The sequence below is a fragment of the Catellatospora sp. NPDC049133 genome (assembly GCF_040648455.1).
Lineage (GTDB): Bacteria > Actinomycetota > Actinomycetes > Mycobacteriales > Micromonosporaceae > Catellatospora > Catellatospora aurea.
This window is the reverse complement of sequence record NZ_JBEZDT010000008.1, coordinates 36,751-54,037: the sequence shown is the minus strand read 5'-3', so window position 1 is coordinate 54,037 and position 17,287 is coordinate 36,751. Positions and strand designations below refer to the sequence as shown.

Here is a 17,287-nt window from a genome sequence, read left to right as displayed (position 1 = left end):
AGGGGTCATGGACCTGCGGCAGGCGAACGTCATCGAGCTGAACATCGGCGGGATGACCTGCGCCACCTGTGCCGGCCGGGTGGAGAAGAAGCTGAACCGGGTGGACGGCGTGTCCGCCACCGTCAATTTCGCCACCGAGACCGCGCACGTGACCTACCCGGAGACCGTCTCCGTCGATGACCTGATCAAGGTCGTCGAGGCCACCGGGTACACGGCCGCCGTGCCGCAGGCCACTCCCTCCGCCGACGAGGCCGCCCGGCCCGAGCCCGACCCGCTGGGGCAGCGGCTGCTGGTCAGCGGGCTGCTGACCGTGCCGGTGGTGCTGCTCAGCATGATCCCGGCGCTGCAGTTCACCAACTGGCAGTGGCTGGCGTTCACGCTGGCGACCCCGGTCGCGGTGTGGGGCGCGTGGCCGTTCCACCGGGCCGCCGCGCTCAACGCCCGCCATGGCGCGGCCACCATGGACACGCTGATCAGCCTCGGCGTGCTGGTGTCGTACGGCTGGAGCGCCTGGGCGCTGTTCCTCGGCAGCGCGGGTTTGCCCGGCATGACCATGTCGCTGAGCTGGCTGGCCACCCGGGGCGAGGACCCGGGGATGCACCTCTACCTGGAGGTGACCACCACCCTGACCACGTTCCTGCTGGCCGGGCGCTGGTTCGAGCACCGGGCCAAGCGCCGGGCGGGCTCGGCCCTGCGAGCCCTGCTGGACCTGGGCGCGAAGGACGCGGTGCTGCTGCGCAACGGCGTCGAGCAGCGGGTCCCGGTGGACCGGCTCGCGGTCGGCGACCTGTTCGTGGTGCGCCCCGGCGAGAAGATCGCCACCGACGGGGTGATCGTGGAGGGCAGCAGCGCGGTGGACACCGCCCTGCTGACCGGCGAGAGCATGCCGGTCGAGGTCGGCGTCGGTGACGCGGTCGTCGGCGCGACCGTGAACGCGGGCGGCCGGCTGGTGGTGCGGGCGACCCGGGTCGGCGCGGACACCCAGCTCGCCCAGATGGCGAAGCTGGTCACCGAGGCCCAGTCGGGCAAGGCCCCCGTGCAGCGGCTGGCCGACCGGATCTCCAGCGTGTTCGTCCCGGTGGTGATCGCGCTGTCGGTGGGCACGTTCGCGTTCTGGACGGCGTACGACGGCGGGGTCAGCTCGGCCGCGGTCACCGCGGCGGTGGCCGTGCTGATCGTGGCCTGCCCCTGCGCGCTGGGCCTGGCCACGCCGACGGCGCTGCTGGTGGGCACCGGCCGGGGCGCGCAGCTCGGCATCCTGATCAAGGGCCCCGAGGTGCTCGAATCGACCCGCCGGGTGGACACGATCGTGCTCGACAAGACGGGCACGGTCACCACCGGCATCATGGCGCTGGCCGACGTGCGCCCGGCCGCCGGGGTCGAAGAGCAGGACCTGCTGCGGTACGCCGCAGCGGTGGAGCACGCTTCCGAGCACCCGATCGCGCGGGCTGTCGTCACCGGCGCGGCCGCGCGCGGCATCGCCCCCGGCGCGGTGCGTGACTTCCAGTCCCTGCCCGGTCTGGGTGCACAGGGCGTCGTCGAAGGCCGCAAGGTGCTGGTCGGGCGTGCCGCACTGCTTGCTGAACAAGGCGTGGCCCTCGACCCCGCACCTGTCGCGAACGCCGTGGGCGGCGTGACCGGGTCGGTGGCAGCGTACGGCGGGAAGCGGGCGGAAGGAGTCCCGGCCGATGAGGCGCGGACCGCGGTGGCGGTGGCGCTGGACGGCGAGTTCGCGGGCTGGCTGCTCGTTGCGGACACGGTCAAGCCTGGCTCGGCCGCGGCGGTGGCCGAGTTCAAGCGGCTCGGGCTGCGCCCGGTGCTGCTGACCGGTGACGCCGAGGGCCCGGCGCGGGCGGTGGCGGCCGAGGTGGGCATCGACGAGGTGATCGCGGGAGTGCTCCCGGCCGGCAAGGTCGACGCCGTACGCCGGCTGCAGGAGCAGGGGCACACGGTGGCGATGGTCGGCGACGGGGTGAACGACGCGGCCGCGCTGGCCGCCGCGGACCTGGGCCTGGCGATGGGCACCGGCACCGATGCCGCGATCGAGGCGGCCGACCTGACGCTGGTCCGCGGGGAGCTGACCGTCGCGGCCGACGCGATCCGGCTGTCGCGGGTCACCCTGCGCACGATCAAGGGCAACCTGTTCTGGGCGTTCGCCTACAACGTGGCCGCGCTGCCGCTGGCCGCGGCGGGCCTGGTCACGCCCGTGCTGGCCGCCGCCGCGATGGCGCTGAGCAGTATCTTCGTAGTGACGAATTCGCTCCGGCTGTTCCGTTTCCGCTGATCCGTCACGCTGGGTGTGCTCGGATCCGTAAACGAACCTGCCCTTTCACGCAACAGACCGCCGGTCGACAGGGCGAAGACGCAACAGACCAGCACAAGGACGCAATCCTTCCCGCTACTGAGCGGCGGCTCAGGTGCGTAACCTTGCTGATCGTGACAGAGCGTGACTTGATCCCCACTGCCCGGCGGCCCCGTCCGCGTACCTACCTCATGTGCGCCCCGGAGCACTTCGTCGTGGAGTACGCCATCAACCCGTGGATGGACACCACCGCGCCGGTGGACACCGCCCTGGCGGTCAAGCAGTGGGACGTGCTGCGGCAGACCATGGTCGACCTCGGCCACACGGTGCACGTGCTCACCCCGCAGGCCGGCCTGCCGGACATGGTCTTCGCGGCCAACGGCGGGTTCGTCGTCGACGGCGTCGCGTACGGCGCGAAGTTCCGTTACCCGCAGCGCGCCGACGAGGCCGCCGCGCACCGGGCCTTCTACGAGTCCCGCGCCGAATACACCTTCGTTGCGCCGACCCAGATCAACGAGGGTGAGGGCGATTTCGCCTACCTGCCCGACGCCCACGGCGGCATCGCGCTCGCCGGGTACGGCTTCCGCACCGAGCCCGCCGCGCACGCCGAGGCCGCCGAGGCCCTGGGCCGCCCGGTGATCTCGCTGAAGCTGGTCGACCCGCGCTTCTACCACCTCGACGTCGCGCTGACCGTGCTCGACGACGAGAACATCGCCTACTACCCGGGCGCGTTCTCCGAGGCGTCGCAGAAGGTCATCACGCAGCTGTTCCCGAACGCGGTGATCGCCGACGAGGCCGACGCGCTCGCCTTCGCGCTGAACCTGGTCAGCGACGGCCGCAACGTCGTCATCAACACCGAGTCGACCGCGTTCGCGGACAAGCTCACCGCCGCCGGCTACCACCCGGTGCTGGTCGACCTCGCCGAGCTGAAGAAGGGCGGCGGCAGCGTGAAGTGCTGCATCGCCGAACTCCGCGACTGACGGTGTACCCCTGATCGAAAGCTGCGGCCGGGACCTACAGGTCCCGGCCGCATTTGCTCTGCACCCAAAAGCTTGCTCTGCACCCCTTGGCGCAACCCCCTAGGCACCGCAGCGGCGGCCGCCGAGCGAGCCCCCTGCGCCGTTGCGTCCGCGGGTGCAGAGCAAGGAAATGGGTGCAGAGCAAATGCGTTCGAGCGCGATATCCCCGTGGCCGGAGGCGCGTCGCCGGGCCGGCGGGTGAGTCGCGGCGAAGGTCAGGCGGGGGGCGTGAACGACGTGGTGCGGGTCATGCCGGCCGCGCGGCCCTTGGCGGAGATGACCAGGGCCATCTTGCGGGAGGCCTCGTCGATCATCTCGTCGCCGAGCATCACCGCGCCGAGGCGGCCGCCCTGCTCCGAGGTGTAGTAGTCGTACGCGTCGAGGATCAGTTCGGCGTGGTCGTAGTCGGACTGGGCCGGCGAGTAGACCTCGTTGGCGGCGTCGATCTGGCCCGGGTGCAGCACCCACTTGCCGTCGAAGCCGAGCGCGGCCGAGCGGCGGGCCACCTCGGTGAATCCGTCGACGTCCTTGATCTGCAGGTACGGCCCGTCGATGGCCTGCTTGTCGTGCATACGGGCGGCCATCAGGATGCGCATCAGGATGTAGTGGTAAGGGTCGCCCGGGTAGCCGGGGATGAGCGAGCCGACGACCAGCGACTTCATGTTGATCGAGGCCATGAAGTCGGCGGGGCCGAAGATGATGGTCTCGACGCGGGGCGACGCGGCGGCGATGGCGTCCACGTTGACCAGTCCGGCGGCGTTCTCGATCTGGGCCTCGATGCCGATCGCGCCGACCGGCAGGCCGAGCGACTTCTCCAGTTGGGTCAGCGTCAGGTCGAGCCACTCCACGTGCGACGCGCTCTGCACCTTGGGCAGCATGATCGCGTCCAGGTTGGCGCCAGCGCCCTCGACGATCTCGATGACGTCGGTGTACGTCCACGGCGTGGTCAGGTCGTTGACCCGTACCACGCGGGTCTTGCCGGCCCAGTCGCCCTCGTTGAGCGCGGCGACGATGTTCTTGCGGGCCTCAGGCTTGGCCAGCGGGGCCACCGCGTCCTCCAGGTCCAGGAAGACCTGGTCGGCCGGCAGGCCCTGGGCCTTGCCGAGCATCTTGACGCTGGAACCCGGCACGGCCAGGCAGGACCTGCGGGAACGCCCGAGAGCGGCCATCGATACTCCTTAGGCTTCGCTGCCTGCCCGTGACTTCGTCACGGGGTGTTCAGTAGTTGACGCCACGGTAACCTCACTCCCGTCGAGAGGAGAACGGGACTGTGGAAGATCTCACGCGGCACGCGGTGATCACCGGAGCCACGTCCGGCATCGGGCAGGCGGCGGCGGTCGCACTGGTGCGGCAGGGCTGGCTGGTCACCCTCGTCGGGCGCGATCCGGGACGGCTGGACGCGGCACTGGGCGCGGTCCGCGAGGCCGCGGCGGGCCCCGAGCCGGTCGGCCTGCTGGCCGACTTCGCGCAGCTGTCGCAGGTGCGCGACCTCGCCGCCAAGCTCTCCGGCCAGCGCGTCGACGTGCTGGCCAACAACGCCGGCCTCGTCGCCAACCGGCGCACCACCACCGTGGACGGTCACGAGCTGACCATCCAGACCAACCACCTGGCCCCGTTCCTGCTGGCGAACCTGCTACGCGACCAGCTGGCACCGGGTGCCCGCATCGTGAACACGGCATCGATGGCGCACTCGTTCGGCACCCTCGATCCGGACAACCTGGACCGGCGCGGCGGGATCTACAGCGCCTGGCTGGCCTACGGCGGCTCGAAGCGGGCCAACATCCTGTTCGCGGCCGAGGCCGCCCGGCGCTGGCCGGACCTGCTCAGCTTCTCGTTCCACCCGGGCGTGGTACGCACCCGGTTCGGCACCCCCGCCGCCCGGCTGTTCTACAAGATCGGTCCCGGGATCGCCACCCCCGAGCAGGGCGCCGACCAGCTGGTCTGGCTGGCCACGGAGGACCCGGCCCAACTGAGCAACGGGGCGTACTACGTGCTGCGCAAGCCGACCAGCCCGCACCCGAGCGCCCGCGACCCGCAGTTCGCCGCCCGGTTGTGGGACGCGAGCGCCGCCGCCGTGCTCTGACGAGACGGTCAACTGAGTCGAGGCTCCGGCCTGCTGTCACAGCAGGCCGGAGCCTCGATCGCTTGCGTCGGCATGCCCGGTTGTCCCGAGCGGGCCGGGGTCAGTTGTAGGTGCTCGCGCCGCTCACGCCGATCATGGCCAGGAACGGCAGGCCGAAGGCGCAGAGGCAGCCGACGATGCCGAGACCCGTGATGATCCAGCCGACGATGATGGCCGCCTTGGCCATGCCCTCGCCGTCCTCGCCGGTCTGGCGGATCTGCTTCATCGCCGAGTGGCCGATGATCGCGCCGATCGGGGCGGTGATCCAGGTCATCAGGCCGACGAGGGACAGGATCAGCGCGACCAGGGCCATGCTGTTCTGCTGCCGCGGCGGCGGGTAGCCACCGTACGGCTGCTGCCCGTACGGAGCCTGCCCGTACTGCGGCTGCGGCGCGGCGTACGGGTCCCCGGACTTGTAGGGGTCGCCGTAGGGCTGCGGTGCGGCCGGCGGCGCGCTCATCGGCGGCACGCTCGCGGGCGGCGCGCTCATCGGCGGCGTCACCGGGGAACCGGGCCCGGCCGGCGCTCCGTACGGGTTGGGGGTGGGCGGTGGCGCGTAGGGGTCCGGCTGGGCCGCGTACGGGTCCGGGCCGGCGGGCGGCGGATACGTCATGGCTGTCTCCTGTCAGTCCCAGTCGCTGCTGCTGCTGCCGTTTTGCACCGCGTCCCAGAAGGTCGGGTCGTTGGCGATGATGATGGCGATGATCGCGACGCCGATGACGGTCAGCGCGACGGCCGACCAGCCGGTGATGATGCCGGCGATGGCCATGCCTCGGCCCTCCTGCTGGCGCTCCCGGATCTGCTTCTGGCTGACGTGGCCGAGGATCGCGCCGACGAGGCCGGGCAGCGCGCCGATGCCGTAGCACCAGCACAGCAGCAGGCCCACGATGCCGAGCACCATCGACGCGATCGCCATGCCGTTGGTGCCGGGCGTGGCCGGACCCGCCGCCGGGTACGGGGTGTAGGGCACGCCGTACGCGCCGGTCGGCTGCGGGGAGTACGGCGCACCGCTGACGGCCGGCGCCGCGTACGGGTCCGCGCTGACCGGCGGCGCCGCATAGGGGTCGGCCGCGGGCGGCGGGGAGTACGGGTTCGGGGTGGCGGGTGCGGCGTACGGATCAGGCTGCTGGCTGAAGGGATCCGGGCTCGCGGGCGGCGGGTAGGTCATGGGGGGCTGGTGCCTCGTCTCTCGGATGTGGGTTCAGGGCACGGTAGCGAACCCGGTGAACCTTTTCACAGTGACGGTGCTGTCAAGCGCCTTGGATGGGACGGTGGCCCGGCTCATACTCAGCTCACCTGAAGGTTCGTTCAGTGCCCAGGAGGCTGACATATGGCTCGTCTCGCCCGTACTCCCGGCTTGTCCGATGTGCAGACCGCCATTCTCGAAACGGTACGCGAATTCGCGGACAAGGAGATCATTCCGCGCGCGCAGCGGCTGGAGCACGCCGACGAGTACCCCGAGGAGATCCTCGCCGGGATGAAGGAGATGGGCCTGTTCGGCCTGACCATCCCCGAGGAGTACGGCGGCCTCGGCGAGTCGCTGCTGACCTACGCGCTGGTCGTGGAGGAGCTGTCCCGCGGCTGGATGTCGGTGTCCGGCATCGTCAACACCCACTTCATCGTGGCCTACCTGATCGGCCAGCACGGCTCGGAAGAGCAGAAGCAGCGGCTGCTGCCCCGGATGGCGACCGGCGAGGTGCGCGGCGCGTTCAGCATGTCCGAGCCGGAGACCGGCTCCGACGTCTCCGCGATCAAGACGCGCGCCGTGCGCGACGGCGACACGTACGTGCTCAACGGCCAGAAGATGTGGCTCACGAACGGGGCGTACTCGTCCGTGGTGGCCACGCTGGTCAAGACCGACCAGGGCGCGGACAGCGTCTACGGCAACATGACCACGTTCCTGCTGGAGAAGGAGCCCGGCTTCGGCGAGACCGCGCCCGGCCTGACCATCCCCGGCAAGATCGAGAAGATGGGTTACAAGGGCGTCGAGACCACCGAGATGGTGCTGGACGGCCACCGGGTGCCCGAGTCGGCGATCCTCGGCGGCGCGGAGCAGGCCGGTCGCGGCTTCTACCAGATGATGGACGGCATCGAGGTGGGCCGCGTCAACGTGGCCGCCCGCGCCTGCGGCATCTCGATCCGCGCGTTCGAGCTGGCGGTGGCGTACGCCCAGCAGCGCTCGACGTTCGGCAAGCCGATCGCCCAGCACCAGGCCATCGCGTTCAAGCTGGCCGAGATGGGCACCAAGATCGAGGCATCGCACGCGCTGATGGTCAACGCGGCCCGGCTGAAGGACTCCGGCGAGCGCAACGACGTCGAGGCGGGCATGGCCAAGCTGCTGGCCAGCGAGTACTGCCACGAGATCGTCACCGAGTCGTTCCGCATCCACGGCGGCTACGGCTTCTCCAAGGAGTACGAGATCGAGCGCCTCATGCGCGAGGCCCCGTTCCTGCTCATCGGCGAAGGCACCAGCGAAATCCAGAAGACCATCATCTCCCGCGGCCTGCTCAAGGAGTACCGCGCCCGCTGAGCACGTCAGTGGGAGCGGAGTTCCGGTGGGGCGGCCGTGAGGTGGGCCAGGTCGCCGCGGCGTTCGGGGTGGTCCAGGTAGTACTGGAGGACGGCGGCTATGTCGGTGTCGCGCATGCGGTATTCGGCTCCGCGCAGGCGCAGGGTGCTGTCGGTGGTTTCGAGGCGTAGGCCCGACCCGCTGTTGAGGCGGGCTGAGCGGAGCTGCGACCAGGGGAAGTGGCGGCGGTGCACGCGGACCCCGCTCGCGTTGAGCACGATCTGGCGGGCGCTGCCGTGAGCGGGGCGCACGACGATCCAGAGCAGCCCCAGCGTGAGGAGCGTCCATACGATCGCGAAGGCCAGTTCGCGGCCGTCGTTCAGCCGCGCCCAGCGGGCGATGATCGGCAGCTGCACGGCGAACCAGATCCCGGTCAGCACCCGGTCGGACACCGGGGTGAGGACGAGGCCGGGTTCGCCGTCGGCGGCGCCCTGCCGCCACTGCCCGGTCGGGTGGCGGCTGAGGTGGAACGAGCGGGCGAGCGCGGCCCCGACGCCGATGACGACCAGCCAGAGGGTCCCCGCCTCGTCCTGGGACAGCGGGTGGATGGGCGTGGTGCGCCCGTACCACCACGCGCCGGCGATGAGCAGCAGCCCGGCCGCGGTCAGGTAGGCGGAGCGGGCGCGCGGGGTCGTCGGCACGGCGATCACCCGGAAAGGCTACGAGACCACCTCACCTCCACCAACGGCGCGGCCGGTGTCGATTTCGGGGCAGGCTATTCTGGCCGACGTGCGACGACTGCTCACCCCCGGCTGGCTGGCCGGTCATGCGCTGGCGCTGCTGGCCGTCGTCACATGTCTGGCCCTCGGCTGGTGGCAGGCGGGCCGTGCCGCCGAGGGAAACACCTTGAGCTGGGCGTACACCTTCGAGTGGCCGATCTTCGCGATCTTCGTGGTGGTGATCTGGGTCCGGGAGATCCGGCTCACCCTGCGCAAGGGCCGTGCCGAGCCGGCGGCCGCGGCCGTTGACCCGGTGGACCGGCCGCGGCCGGTCATCACGCGGCGGGTGAACCAGCCCACTGCCGCGGACGACGACTCCGGTGATCCGCAGCTGGCCGAGTACAACCGATACCTGGCGTGGCTGAACGAGAACCCCGAGGCACGACCCAGCGACTATCCCGCTAAGGAGTATCGATGAACGGCGCACTCACCCGGTATCGCGTCATCGCCTGGATCGTGGGCGTCATGCTGCTGCTGCTGACGCTCGTCGCCATGCCGATGAAGTACTTCGGCGACAACAACCTCGGTGTCGTGATCATCGCCCCGGTGCACGGCTGGCTGTACGTGGTCTACCTCGCCGCGGTCGGCGACCTGGCTCGCCGGGTGCAGTGGCCGGTCACCCGCATCCTGCTGGTGGCGCTGGCCGGCACCGTCCCGTTCCTGTCGTTCGTGATGGAGCGGCGCACGGTCGCCTGGATCCAGGGCAACGACCGGCAGCCGTCGTTCACAGAAGCGTGAGCTGGACGCCCGCCGCCTGCCCGGCGGCGGGCTCCGCCGGTTCCTCCCCGGTCAGCACCAGGTCGCGCGCCGGCGTGTCGCGCGCGGGCAGCCCGTGCCGCCGGCAGGCCCGGCGCACCTTCGCAGTGACCAGTCGCTGGTAGTCGGCGCTCACGTAGGCCCGCCCGCGCGGGTAGAGCCGCTCGTAGAACGGCACCAGGTCCGGATGGTTGGCGGCGAGCCAGCCCAGATACCACTCCCGGGCGCCGGGCCGCAGGTGCAGCACCAGCGGCGTGATGCTGGCCGCGCCCGCGGCGACGAGCGCGCCGACCGTCGCGTCGAGCTGCTCCTCGCTGTCGGACAGCCCCGGCAGGATCGGCGCCATCAGCACCCCGACCCGCAGCCCCGCGTCGCTCATCCGGCGCACCGCGTCCAGCCGCCGCGACGGGCTCGGCGTGCCCGACTCCACGCTGCGCCACAGCTGTTCGTCGAGGAAGCCGATCGAGAACGCCGCCGACACCCTCGTGCGCCGCGCCGCCCGCTCCAGCAGCGGTAGGTCGCGCAGGATCAGCGTGCCCTTGGTGAGGATCGAGAACGGGTTCGACCAGTCCGACAGCGCCTCGATGATGCCCGGCATCAGCCGGTAGCGGCCCTCCGCGCGCTGGTAGCAGTCGACGTTGGTGCCCATGGCGATCGGCTGGCCGTCCCAGCGGGACGAGCCCAGCTCGTGGCGCAGCAACTCGGGCGCGTTCACCTTGACCACGATCTTCGAGTCGAAGTCGTGCCCGGTGTCCAGGTCGAGGTAGCTGTGCGTGTTGCGGGCGAAGCAGTTGTGGCTGACCACGCCGTTGGCGATGAAGTCGCCGGTGCCGGTGGTGATGTCCCACAGCGGCAGTTCCAGGCCGAGCGGCTCGATCGAGGTGACGTGCAGCGGCACGGCGCCCTTGACCGCGATGCCCTGCACCGCGCGCCGCCGGGTGACCGCGGGGTCGGTCAGGTGGAAGAAGCGCAGCTTCTCCGGCAGCCCGCCGAGCAGCCGCAGGCTGAGCAGCCCGATCGGGTCGCGCCGGTCCTCGATCACGAACTCGAAGCCGAACGCCCGCAGCGCCGCCCGGGTGGGCTCGACCAGCTCCGGGTCGGTGTGCACGATGCGCCACAGGCCCTGGGTGTGGCTGCCCTCGGCGTCGAAGACGCCGGCCAGGAAACCCTTGTCCCATTCGGCGTCGCGCTCGTCGGGCCGCTCCAGCAGGCTGCTCACCAGGTCGAGATCACGCCGGGCGTACGTGCGCAGCCCGGTCCGCTGGCCCAGCGGGGCGAACTCGGCGGTGTGCGCGCCCGACTCGCGCAGATACCCGATGGTGCGGCTGAGCACCTGCGGCTCGGCGCCGGCCAGCCGGAACCGGGGCACGGTGCCGTACGGGTCGCGGTAGCCGGTGTCCGGCTCCGGGCGCAGCACCGCGTGCAGGTAGCCGCGGCGGTATTCCGGCGACTCCTTGGGCTGCTCGGCGAAGCGGCCGGTGCCCATCAGCTTGTTGCCGGTGGTCAGGTGCGGCCGCTGGTCGGCCCCCGACCGTGCTCCGGTGACGTGCTTCCAGCCCCGGTCGGTCAGGAAGCGGTGGTCGCCGCTGGCCACCAGCTCGGTGCCGTCGCGCAGGGTCAGCCGGTAGGCCGGCTTCACGGTGGACCACTTGTCGCGCACGTGGGTCACCGCGTAACGCCGGTAGGAGCCCTCGCGGACCGTGCCGATGATCGCGTCGCCGATCCGCAGCTCGGCGATGGGTTTGGTGCGCCCGTCGGCCATCAGCACCGGCGTGTCCCCGGCGAGGCAGTACGAGCAGGCGTGGGTGCAGCCGCGATACGGGTTGATCGTGTATTCGAACGGCACGCCGCGCGGCTCGCCCGCCACTTTGTTGATCAGTGACTTGGCGCGTACCTCGTAGAACGTCATCCCGGCGAAGCCGGGAGTGTCGAACGTACGCACGACCGCGCCGGGCAGCGGCTGCTGCACCGGCGCGGTCGCGTCCGGCGGGGTGCTCTCGGTGAGATGACTCCAGCGCACCCCGCTATTCAAACATATGTTCGAAGACTAGGCAGCCGTCGCGTCCGCCTTGACCTTCTCCATGTCGAGCTCGCGCACCTTCTGGATCAGGTCCAGGAACGCCGCCTCGGGCAGCGCGCCAGGCTGGGCGTACACGATCACGCCGTCGCGGACCGCCATGATCGTGGGGATCGACTGGATGTTGAACTGCATGGCCAGCTCCTGCTGGGCCTCGGTGTCCACCTTGCCGAAGGTGACGTCCGGGTTCGCCTCCGCGGCCCGCTCGTAGACGGGCGCGAAACGGACACACGGACCACACCAGCTCGCCCAGAAGTCGATGAAGGTGATGCCGTCCCCGCTCGTCTTCTCGCCGAAGTTGGCGGTCGTGAACTCCACGGTGCCCATTGTCGTGCTCCTCATTCCGATCGAGTGACCAACGTCCATGTAAACCGCTGCGCCACCTTGCACATTCCCGTCTTGTCCACGGTACCGACGGTGACGTGACACACAGGCCATCCCGCTATATGGCGGGCGAGTTGCGGACGACGATGTAAGGGTGTCCGCGACCTTCGTGTACGACGGCGACTGCGCGTTCTGCACCCGGTGCGCCGAGTTCCTCCGCCGGCGGGTGCCCACCGACGCGGAGATCGTGCCCTGGCAGCGTGCCGACCTGCCCGCCCTGGGCCTGACCCGGGAGCGGTGCGGCGAGGCGGTGCAGTATGCGGTGCCCGGCCGGCCCGTGCTGGCGGGGCCCGACGCGATCGCGGCGCTGCTGCTCGCGAGCCGGTCGGCGTGGCGTCCGGTGGGTCGCGTGCTGGGGCTGCCCGGCGTCGGCGCGGTGTCCTGGCCCGTGTACCGCCTGATTGCCCGCCACCGTCACAGGCTCCCCGGCGGCACCGCGGCCTGCGCGCTGCCCCCGCCGCCGCCCCGCCCTTGAATCGACGTCGGCCTACATCGACTCCGGTTCGCGGGAACTCGACGTAATAGGCCAACGCCTGTGGAAAACGGAGCGCGGCGAGGCGCTCGCCGGATGGCTACTCGGCAGTGTCGGGGCGCTTGGGGACCATGACCTTGCGCTTGAAGATGCAGACCAGGGTGCCGTCCTGGTTGTAGCCGCGGGTCTCGACGCTGACCACGCCGCGGTCGGGCTTCGAGCCGGACTCGCGCTTGTCGAGCACCGTGGTCTCGCCGTAGATGGTGTCGCCGTGGAAGGTCGGCGCGACATGGCGCAGGCTCTCGACCTCCAGGTTGGCGATGGCCTTGCCGCTGACGTCGGGCACTGACATGCCGAGCAGCAGCGAGTAGATGTAGTTGCCGACCACCACGTTGCGCTTGAAGTCGGTCTGCGTCGCCGCGTAGTGGGCGTCCAGGTGCAGCGGGTGGTGGTTCATCGTCAGCAGGCAGAAGAGGTGGTCGTCGTACTCGGTGACCGTCTTGCCGGGCCAGTGCTTGTAGATCGCCCCGACCTCGAACTCTTCGAAGTAGCGCCCGAACTGCATTGTCCGTCTCCCGCCCCTGGATGCAGCGAACGGCGGGGCCCTCCCCGGCACCCGCCGCCCGCGCTTGTGAAAAGGAGTCTGCACGAGCGTTACCGGCGAGTACATAGGCCGCGCCGAGAACTACATCACAGACAACGGCCTCCGGTCCGTCAGGGTGATTGGCACGCTTCACGGCAAGCGTGCGCGCTTGCGGCATATGCTGACGGCAGGAGGTCGCCATGCCGAGCAATTCCGCAGCGGATCACCTGATCTCGCGCCAGCTGTACCGGCGGGAGATCGCTCCCCTCACCTTCGAACCACACGAGTGGGAGCTGCTGACCCGGCTCCCGGCCCGTGTCATGATCGCCGCCACCTCCGCCGAACCCGACAGCGACCGCCGTACGGTCGACGAGGGCCTGGCCGGCATCAACGCCATCGCCGCCGGAGCCGACGTCGACTCCGAGCTGGTGAAAGCCATCGTCGGCGCGATCTACGCGGAGGCGGACCCCGATCCGCCCGCCGCGGAGCAGTTCCGCGACCCGCACGCCGCCATCACCGAGGTGCTGGTCGGCTGCCGCGCGGCGGCGATCGTGCTCGACGCGCGGGCCACGCCGGCCGACGGCCAGGCGTACCGCCGCTGGCTGGAGTCGATCGCGGACCAGGTCTGCGGCGCGGCCCGGACCGGCGGCCTGCTGGGCATCGGCGGGGTCACCCGCAGCCCGGCCGAGCAGCGCTTCCTGACCGACCTGGTGGACGCGCTGCGCAACGTGTGACCAGCTAAAATCCTTCACTTGTGACCATCGAACGCGAACGGGTCGTAGACGACGAACTGGAGGTCGGTGTCGGTCCCTGGGCCGGTGCCTGGCCCGAGGGTGCGCACTACGACCCCGAGCTGCTGGCCGCGGGCGACCGGCGCAACGTGGTGGACCGCTACCGGTACTGGCGGCACGAGGCGATCGTGGCCGACCTGGACACCCGGCGGCACGACTTCCACGTCGCCATCGAGAACTGGCAGCACGACTTCAACATCGGCACGGTGGTGCGCACCGCGAACGCGTTCCTGGCCGCCGAGGTGCACATCGTGGGCCGCCGCCGCTGGAACCGGCGCGGCGCGATGGTGACCGACCGCTACCAGCACGTACGCCACCACGACTCGGTCGAGGCCTTCGCCTCCTGGGCGCGCGGGGCAGGCGTGGCCGTCATCGGCATCGACAACCTTCCCGGCAGCGTGCCGCTGGAGACGACGACGCTGCCGCGGCACTGCGTGCTGCTGTTCGGCCAGGAGGGGCCGGGGCTGTCCGAGGCGGCCAGGGCGGCCTGCGACCGGATGTACTCGATCGCCCAGTACGGCTCGACCCGGTCCGTCAACGCCGGGGTGGCCTCCGCGGTGGCCATGCACGCCTGGATCCGCGCGTACGCCGGGCCGCCCCCCGCGTGACGACGCGCCGATCTTGGCGAGTGGCTTGACGTGCTCCGACGACGGGGCGGACAGTGGTGGGCATGGGGCTCGCGGTGTCATGTCCGCGGTGCGGTGGCGATCTGCGGCCGCCCGGTCTTGCGCACTCCGACTGGGTCTGCGAGCGCGACGGGCCGGTCCCGCCGCTGCACACCGCCCAGCATGTCAACCATGACGTCTTCGTCTGCGCCACCAAGCGCGCGGCCGAGTCGGGGGTCCCGCTGTGGTGCCCCTGGCCGCTGCCGACCGGCTGGACCGTCACCGGCGTGGCGTGGGCGGGCGACGACCGGTCCGGAGTGTCCGCCACGGCACTGGCGTGCAGCGGGCCGACACCGTTCAGCGACGGCCCGGCCGATGTGCTGATCGTGGCCGAGGAGCCGGGCGTAGGGCTGGGGGCGCATTTCGCGGGCCTGTCCGGCCCGGACCCCGGCCCGGCCCTGCTCGACCGGGAGGGCGGGCACGGCGCGCACGCGAAGGTGAAGGCCGACGGGCACCCCACTCCACTGTGGGCGGTGTCCACGCCCGACGACCGCAGCGCGTACGCCGGCGAGGCCCGGGGCCGCTGGCTGTACGCCGTGACCTGGCCCGCGCAGGCCGGCTACCTCCTGTCGGAGGAGGTCGTGCTGCAGGACCTGACCGACTGGCTGCCGCCGGAACTGGTGTTCGGAGCGCTGTCGCCGCGGCTGCGTCCCACCCGTTGAGTCGACTTCCTTACTTTCCTCATCGGACGCTGCTCAAGGCGCTGGCACGGATATGCGCTAATGATTCTCGGCAGGCACCGTTACTGATACGCTGAGTCTCGCCACGGCCACCAGTTGTCGAGTGGACACGGCCAGGCGGAGGGGGATAGCCCGACATGCTCAAGAAGATCCTCACGTGGGGCGGCATCGCCTTTTTGATCTTCTTCGTGGCGTTCCGGCCCGATTCTGCGGCGAACGTCGTGAAGACGCTGGGCGGCACTGTCATGGACATCGCCCAGGGTTTCGGTGACTTCTTCGGCAGCCTGGTCGCTTAGCTCACATGATCGGCGGTCTCGGGCCGGACGAGCCAAGCGAGGAGCGCACTCCGGGGCCTGACGGTCCGGAGTGGTCCGGTCGCCGTGAACGCGACACGGAGCCCATCCCGCGGACGCGAGCGGAGTCTCAGCCACCGGCTGAGAGCGAGCTGCACGCCGATCCGGGCGACCACGCACACTTCATCGGCAAGGCCACTGTGGGGGCGAGCGCCGGCACCGCTTCGGGCGGCGCCGGAGGCAGACCCCCCGGTGACAACGCCACCACGGCGCCACTCGGTGACGAGCTTCCGAACTTCACCGAGGAGGAGCTCGCCGGGCTGCGGTTCGACGCGTCCGGTGTGCCGCTGGGGCCGCGCCGGGTGCTCCCGCTCGAAGACGAGCCGAGCGCCATGGTCGCGCGCTACCTGTTCCCCACCGAGCGTTATCGCGGGGAGTGGAAGCGGCACTGGGTGCACCTCACCAACCCGCTGCTGATCGGCGTGTTCGCCACGTTCGCGCTCGGCTACCTGTCGGGCTTCCTGGCGAAGTCCGACATCGCCGGCATGTGGGTGATCGCCGTGGTGGTCTGGGCGCTGGTGATGAGCTGGGTCGCCTGGACCGTCGCCGACTGGTACTTCGACCGGTTCATCCTGACCAACAAGCGGCTGATGCTCGTCAACGGGCTCATCACCCGCAAGGTGGCGATGATGCCGCTGTTGAAGGTCACCGACATGAAGTACGAGCAGTCGCCGCTGGGCCGCATGCTCAACTACGGCACCTTCGTGCTCGAGTCCGCCGGTCAGGACCAGGCGCTCAGCAAGGTCGAGCACATGCCGAACCCGAACGAGCTCTACCTGCGCATCGTCGAGGAGATGTACGAGCCCGCGGCAGTGGAGGCGCGGCTCGGGCGCGAGGCGGAAGAGGAGTAGTCGCCACTATTCGGCCACCGCCGAAATGCCCGATCGGCGACAGGAAAGTTCTCTACCAGATCTAGATCCGCTAGCGCGAGTGTGCCAGTCTGTCCGTTGAGGTTGACGCATACGGGGTATCCACCCGACACCGGGAACCGAACGGCGTGCGAAAGCCTCTTACACGGGGTGATGGGCGCGTCCGACGCGCCTCGGTCAGGCGTCCGCGACGTACGCCTGCGATGGGAGGTGCGTCTGTGAGCCACCGGTCGGCCATGGAGGACGAGTTCCGCGAGTTCGTGACCGCACGTTCGGCTGCCCTGCTGCGCACGGCATACCTGCTGGCCGGTGACTGGGCCACCGCGGAGGACCTGCTGCAGACGGCGCTCACCAAGACGTACCTGGCGTGGAAGCGCCTGGGCCAGATCGAGGCGGTGGAGCCGTACGCCCGCCGGGTGCTCGTCAACACCGCGACCAGCTGGTGGCGGCGACGCTGGCACGGCGAGCGACCCACCGAATTCCTACCGGAACGGGCCGCACCGGACAATCTCGAAGAGCAGCTCGAGCGCGATGTGATGTGGAAACATGTCAAAGCTCTTCCGGCACGACAACGCGCCGTGCTGGTCCTGCGTTTCTACGAGGACATGTCTGAGGCGCAGACAGCCGCGATGCTGCAGATCTCGCCCGGGACCGTGAAGAGCCAGACCTCACGGGCGCTCGGGACGCTGCGGTCGCGGCTGGCAGCCGAGGGAATCACCGGCAGGCTGCCGGCCGCGCAGGCGGCGGCGGAGCCGGCGGTCCCGAAGCAGCGGGCGGGCACGGTCGCCACGGAACCGCTCGACCTGCCGGTCGGCGAGGTCACCCTGACGGCCGAGCCCACCCCGGTCGCGGCACCCGTGGTGCCGTCGCCTCGGCGGGAAGCTGTTCGACCGGCCCGCGTGCCGGTCGGCCAACCTGGGCGGTGA

At 70.6% G+C, this 17,287-nt stretch carries 20 protein-coding genes; 13 read left to right on the top strand and 7 right to left on the bottom strand.

The annotated features are described in order from the left end of the window. Positions 1 to 7 precede the first annotated feature (7 nt). Both AB0B35_RS10995 and ddaH read left to right on the top strand, forming a co-directional pair. On the top strand, positions 8 to 2,284 hold the full coding sequence (locus AB0B35_RS10995) for a heavy metal translocating P-type ATPase (RefSeq protein ID WP_361043489.1): 2,277 nt from the start codon (positions 8 to 10) through the stop codon (positions 2,282 to 2,284). Positions 2,285 to 2,454: 170 nt separating this feature from the next. Then, entirely contained in the window at positions 2,455 to 3,282 is an 828-nt protein-coding gene (gene ddaH / locus AB0B35_RS10990; RefSeq protein ID WP_361043895.1) for a dimethylargininase, read from the top strand. 254 nt (positions 3,283 to 3,536) lie between these two features. Here ddaH and AB0B35_RS10985 read toward each other — a convergent pair whose 3' ends face one another. Continuing rightward, a complete protein-coding gene (locus AB0B35_RS10985; protein WP_191840206.1) occupies positions 3,537 to 4,490 on the bottom strand; it encodes a CoA ester lyase in 954 nt (317 codons plus the stop codon). Between the two features lie 101 nt (positions 4,491 to 4,591). On the opposite strand from AB0B35_RS10985, the gene AB0B35_RS10980 reads away from it, so the two are divergent. Then, complete coding sequence (locus AB0B35_RS10980; protein ID WP_361043487.1) at positions 4,592 to 5,404, top strand: SDR family NAD(P)-dependent oxidoreductase; 813 nt, start codon at positions 4,592 to 4,594, stop codon at positions 5,402 to 5,404. A 100-nt stretch (positions 5,405 to 5,504) separates the two neighbouring features. Here the strand turns inward: AB0B35_RS10980 and AB0B35_RS10975 are convergent, their stop codons facing one another. Together AB0B35_RS10975 and AB0B35_RS10970 are read right to left on the bottom strand one after the other, a co-directional pair. Further along, positions 5,505 to 6,056 carry a DUF4190 domain-containing protein gene (locus tag AB0B35_RS10975; protein WP_361043485.1) on the bottom strand — a complete coding sequence of 184 codons (552 nt, stop codon included), beginning with the start codon at positions 6,054 to 6,056 and terminating at the stop codon, positions 5,505 to 5,507. Between the two features lie 12 nt (positions 6,057 to 6,068). Then, entirely contained in the window at positions 6,069 to 6,611 is a 543-nt protein-coding gene (locus tag AB0B35_RS10970) for a DUF4190 domain-containing protein (RefSeq protein ID WP_361043482.1), read from the bottom strand. Between the two features lie 162 nt (positions 6,612 to 6,773). On the opposite strand from AB0B35_RS10970, the gene AB0B35_RS10965 reads away from it, so the two are divergent. Continuing rightward, positions 6,774 to 7,973, top strand: a complete 1,200-nt coding sequence (locus tag AB0B35_RS10965; protein ID WP_361043480.1) for an acyl-CoA dehydrogenase family protein — start codon at positions 6,774 to 6,776, stop codon at positions 7,971 to 7,973. Positions 7,974 to 7,978: 5 nt separating this feature from the next. Here AB0B35_RS10965 and AB0B35_RS10960 read toward each other — a convergent pair whose 3' ends face one another. Next, positions 7,979 to 8,662, bottom strand: coding sequence for a hypothetical protein (locus tag AB0B35_RS10960; protein ID WP_361043477.1), 684 nt, complete (start codon positions 8,660 to 8,662; stop codon positions 7,979 to 7,981). A 79-nt stretch (positions 8,663 to 8,741) separates the two neighbouring features. Between AB0B35_RS10960 and AB0B35_RS10955 the strand changes: the two genes are divergently transcribed. Then, positions 8,742 to 9,149 carry a hypothetical protein gene (locus AB0B35_RS10955; RefSeq protein WP_360536962.1) on the top strand — a complete coding sequence of 136 codons (408 nt, stop codon included), beginning with the start codon at positions 8,742 to 8,744 and terminating at the stop codon, positions 9,147 to 9,149. Then, the gene (locus AB0B35_RS10950; RefSeq protein ID WP_361043475.1) at positions 9,146 to 9,469 is read left to right on the top strand and encodes a DUF3817 domain-containing protein; all 324 of its coding nucleotides are present in this window, start codon (positions 9,146 to 9,148) and stop codon (positions 9,467 to 9,469) included. Before AB0B35_RS10955 ends, AB0B35_RS10950 begins: the two co-directional genes overlap by 4 nt. Here the strand turns inward: AB0B35_RS10950 and AB0B35_RS10945 are convergent. Continuing rightward, a complete protein-coding gene (locus AB0B35_RS10945; RefSeq protein ID WP_361043472.1) occupies positions 9,456 to 11,507 on the bottom strand; it encodes an intein-containing Rv2578c family radical SAM protein in 2,052 nt (683 codons plus the stop codon). The genes AB0B35_RS10950 and AB0B35_RS10945 overlap by 14 nt on opposite strands. Before the next feature lie 27 nt (positions 11,508 to 11,534). Continuing rightward, the gene (locus AB0B35_RS10940; protein WP_360536966.1) at positions 11,535 to 11,891 is read right to left on the bottom strand and encodes a thioredoxin domain-containing protein; all 357 of its coding nucleotides are present in this window, start codon (positions 11,889 to 11,891) and stop codon (positions 11,535 to 11,537) included. 151 nt (positions 11,892 to 12,042) lie between these two features. Between AB0B35_RS10940 and AB0B35_RS10935 the strand changes: the two genes are divergently transcribed. Further along, positions 12,043 to 12,423, top strand: coding sequence for a DUF393 domain-containing protein (locus tag AB0B35_RS10935; RefSeq protein ID WP_361043470.1), 381 nt, complete (start codon positions 12,043 to 12,045; stop codon positions 12,421 to 12,423). Between the two features lie 97 nt (positions 12,424 to 12,520). Here the strand turns inward: AB0B35_RS10935 and AB0B35_RS10930 are convergent, their stop codons facing one another. Continuing rightward, positions 12,521 to 12,985, bottom strand: coding sequence for a MaoC family dehydratase (locus AB0B35_RS10930; RefSeq protein ID WP_360536970.1), 465 nt, complete (start codon positions 12,983 to 12,985; stop codon positions 12,521 to 12,523). A gap of 218 nt (positions 12,986 to 13,203) precedes the next feature. On the opposite strand from AB0B35_RS10930, the gene AB0B35_RS10925 reads away from it, so the two are divergent. The 6 genes from AB0B35_RS10925 (at position 13,204) to AB0B35_RS10900 (ending at position 17,287) form a co-directional block, all read left to right on the top strand. Continuing rightward, positions 13,204 to 13,737: a hypothetical protein gene (locus AB0B35_RS10925; protein ID WP_361043467.1), complete on the top strand. Its 534-nt coding sequence runs from the start codon at positions 13,204 to 13,206 to the stop codon at positions 13,735 to 13,737. A gap of 26 nt (positions 13,738 to 13,763) precedes the next feature. Then, positions 13,764 to 14,402: an RNA methyltransferase gene (locus tag AB0B35_RS10920; protein ID WP_361043892.1), complete on the top strand. Its 639-nt coding sequence runs from the start codon at positions 13,764 to 13,766 to the stop codon at positions 14,400 to 14,402. 62 nt (positions 14,403 to 14,464) lie between these two features. Beyond that, entirely contained in the window at positions 14,465 to 15,121 is a 657-nt protein-coding gene (locus tag AB0B35_RS10915; RefSeq protein ID WP_361043465.1) for a DUF6758 family protein, read from the top strand. Between the two features lie 155 nt (positions 15,122 to 15,276). Continuing rightward, on the top strand, positions 15,277 to 15,435 hold the full coding sequence (locus tag AB0B35_RS10910) for a hypothetical protein (protein ID WP_170213147.1): 159 nt from the start codon (positions 15,277 to 15,279) through the stop codon (positions 15,433 to 15,435). A 5-nt stretch (positions 15,436 to 15,440) separates the two neighbouring features. Beyond that, a complete protein-coding gene (locus AB0B35_RS10905; protein ID WP_361043463.1) occupies positions 15,441 to 16,343 on the top strand; it encodes a PH domain-containing protein in 903 nt (300 codons plus the stop codon). A 254-nt stretch (positions 16,344 to 16,597) separates the two neighbouring features. After that, positions 16,598 to 17,287 (top strand): SigE family RNA polymerase sigma factor, encoded by a 690-nt coding sequence (locus AB0B35_RS10900; RefSeq protein WP_361043889.1) that lies wholly within the window; start codon positions 16,598 to 16,600, stop codon positions 17,285 to 17,287.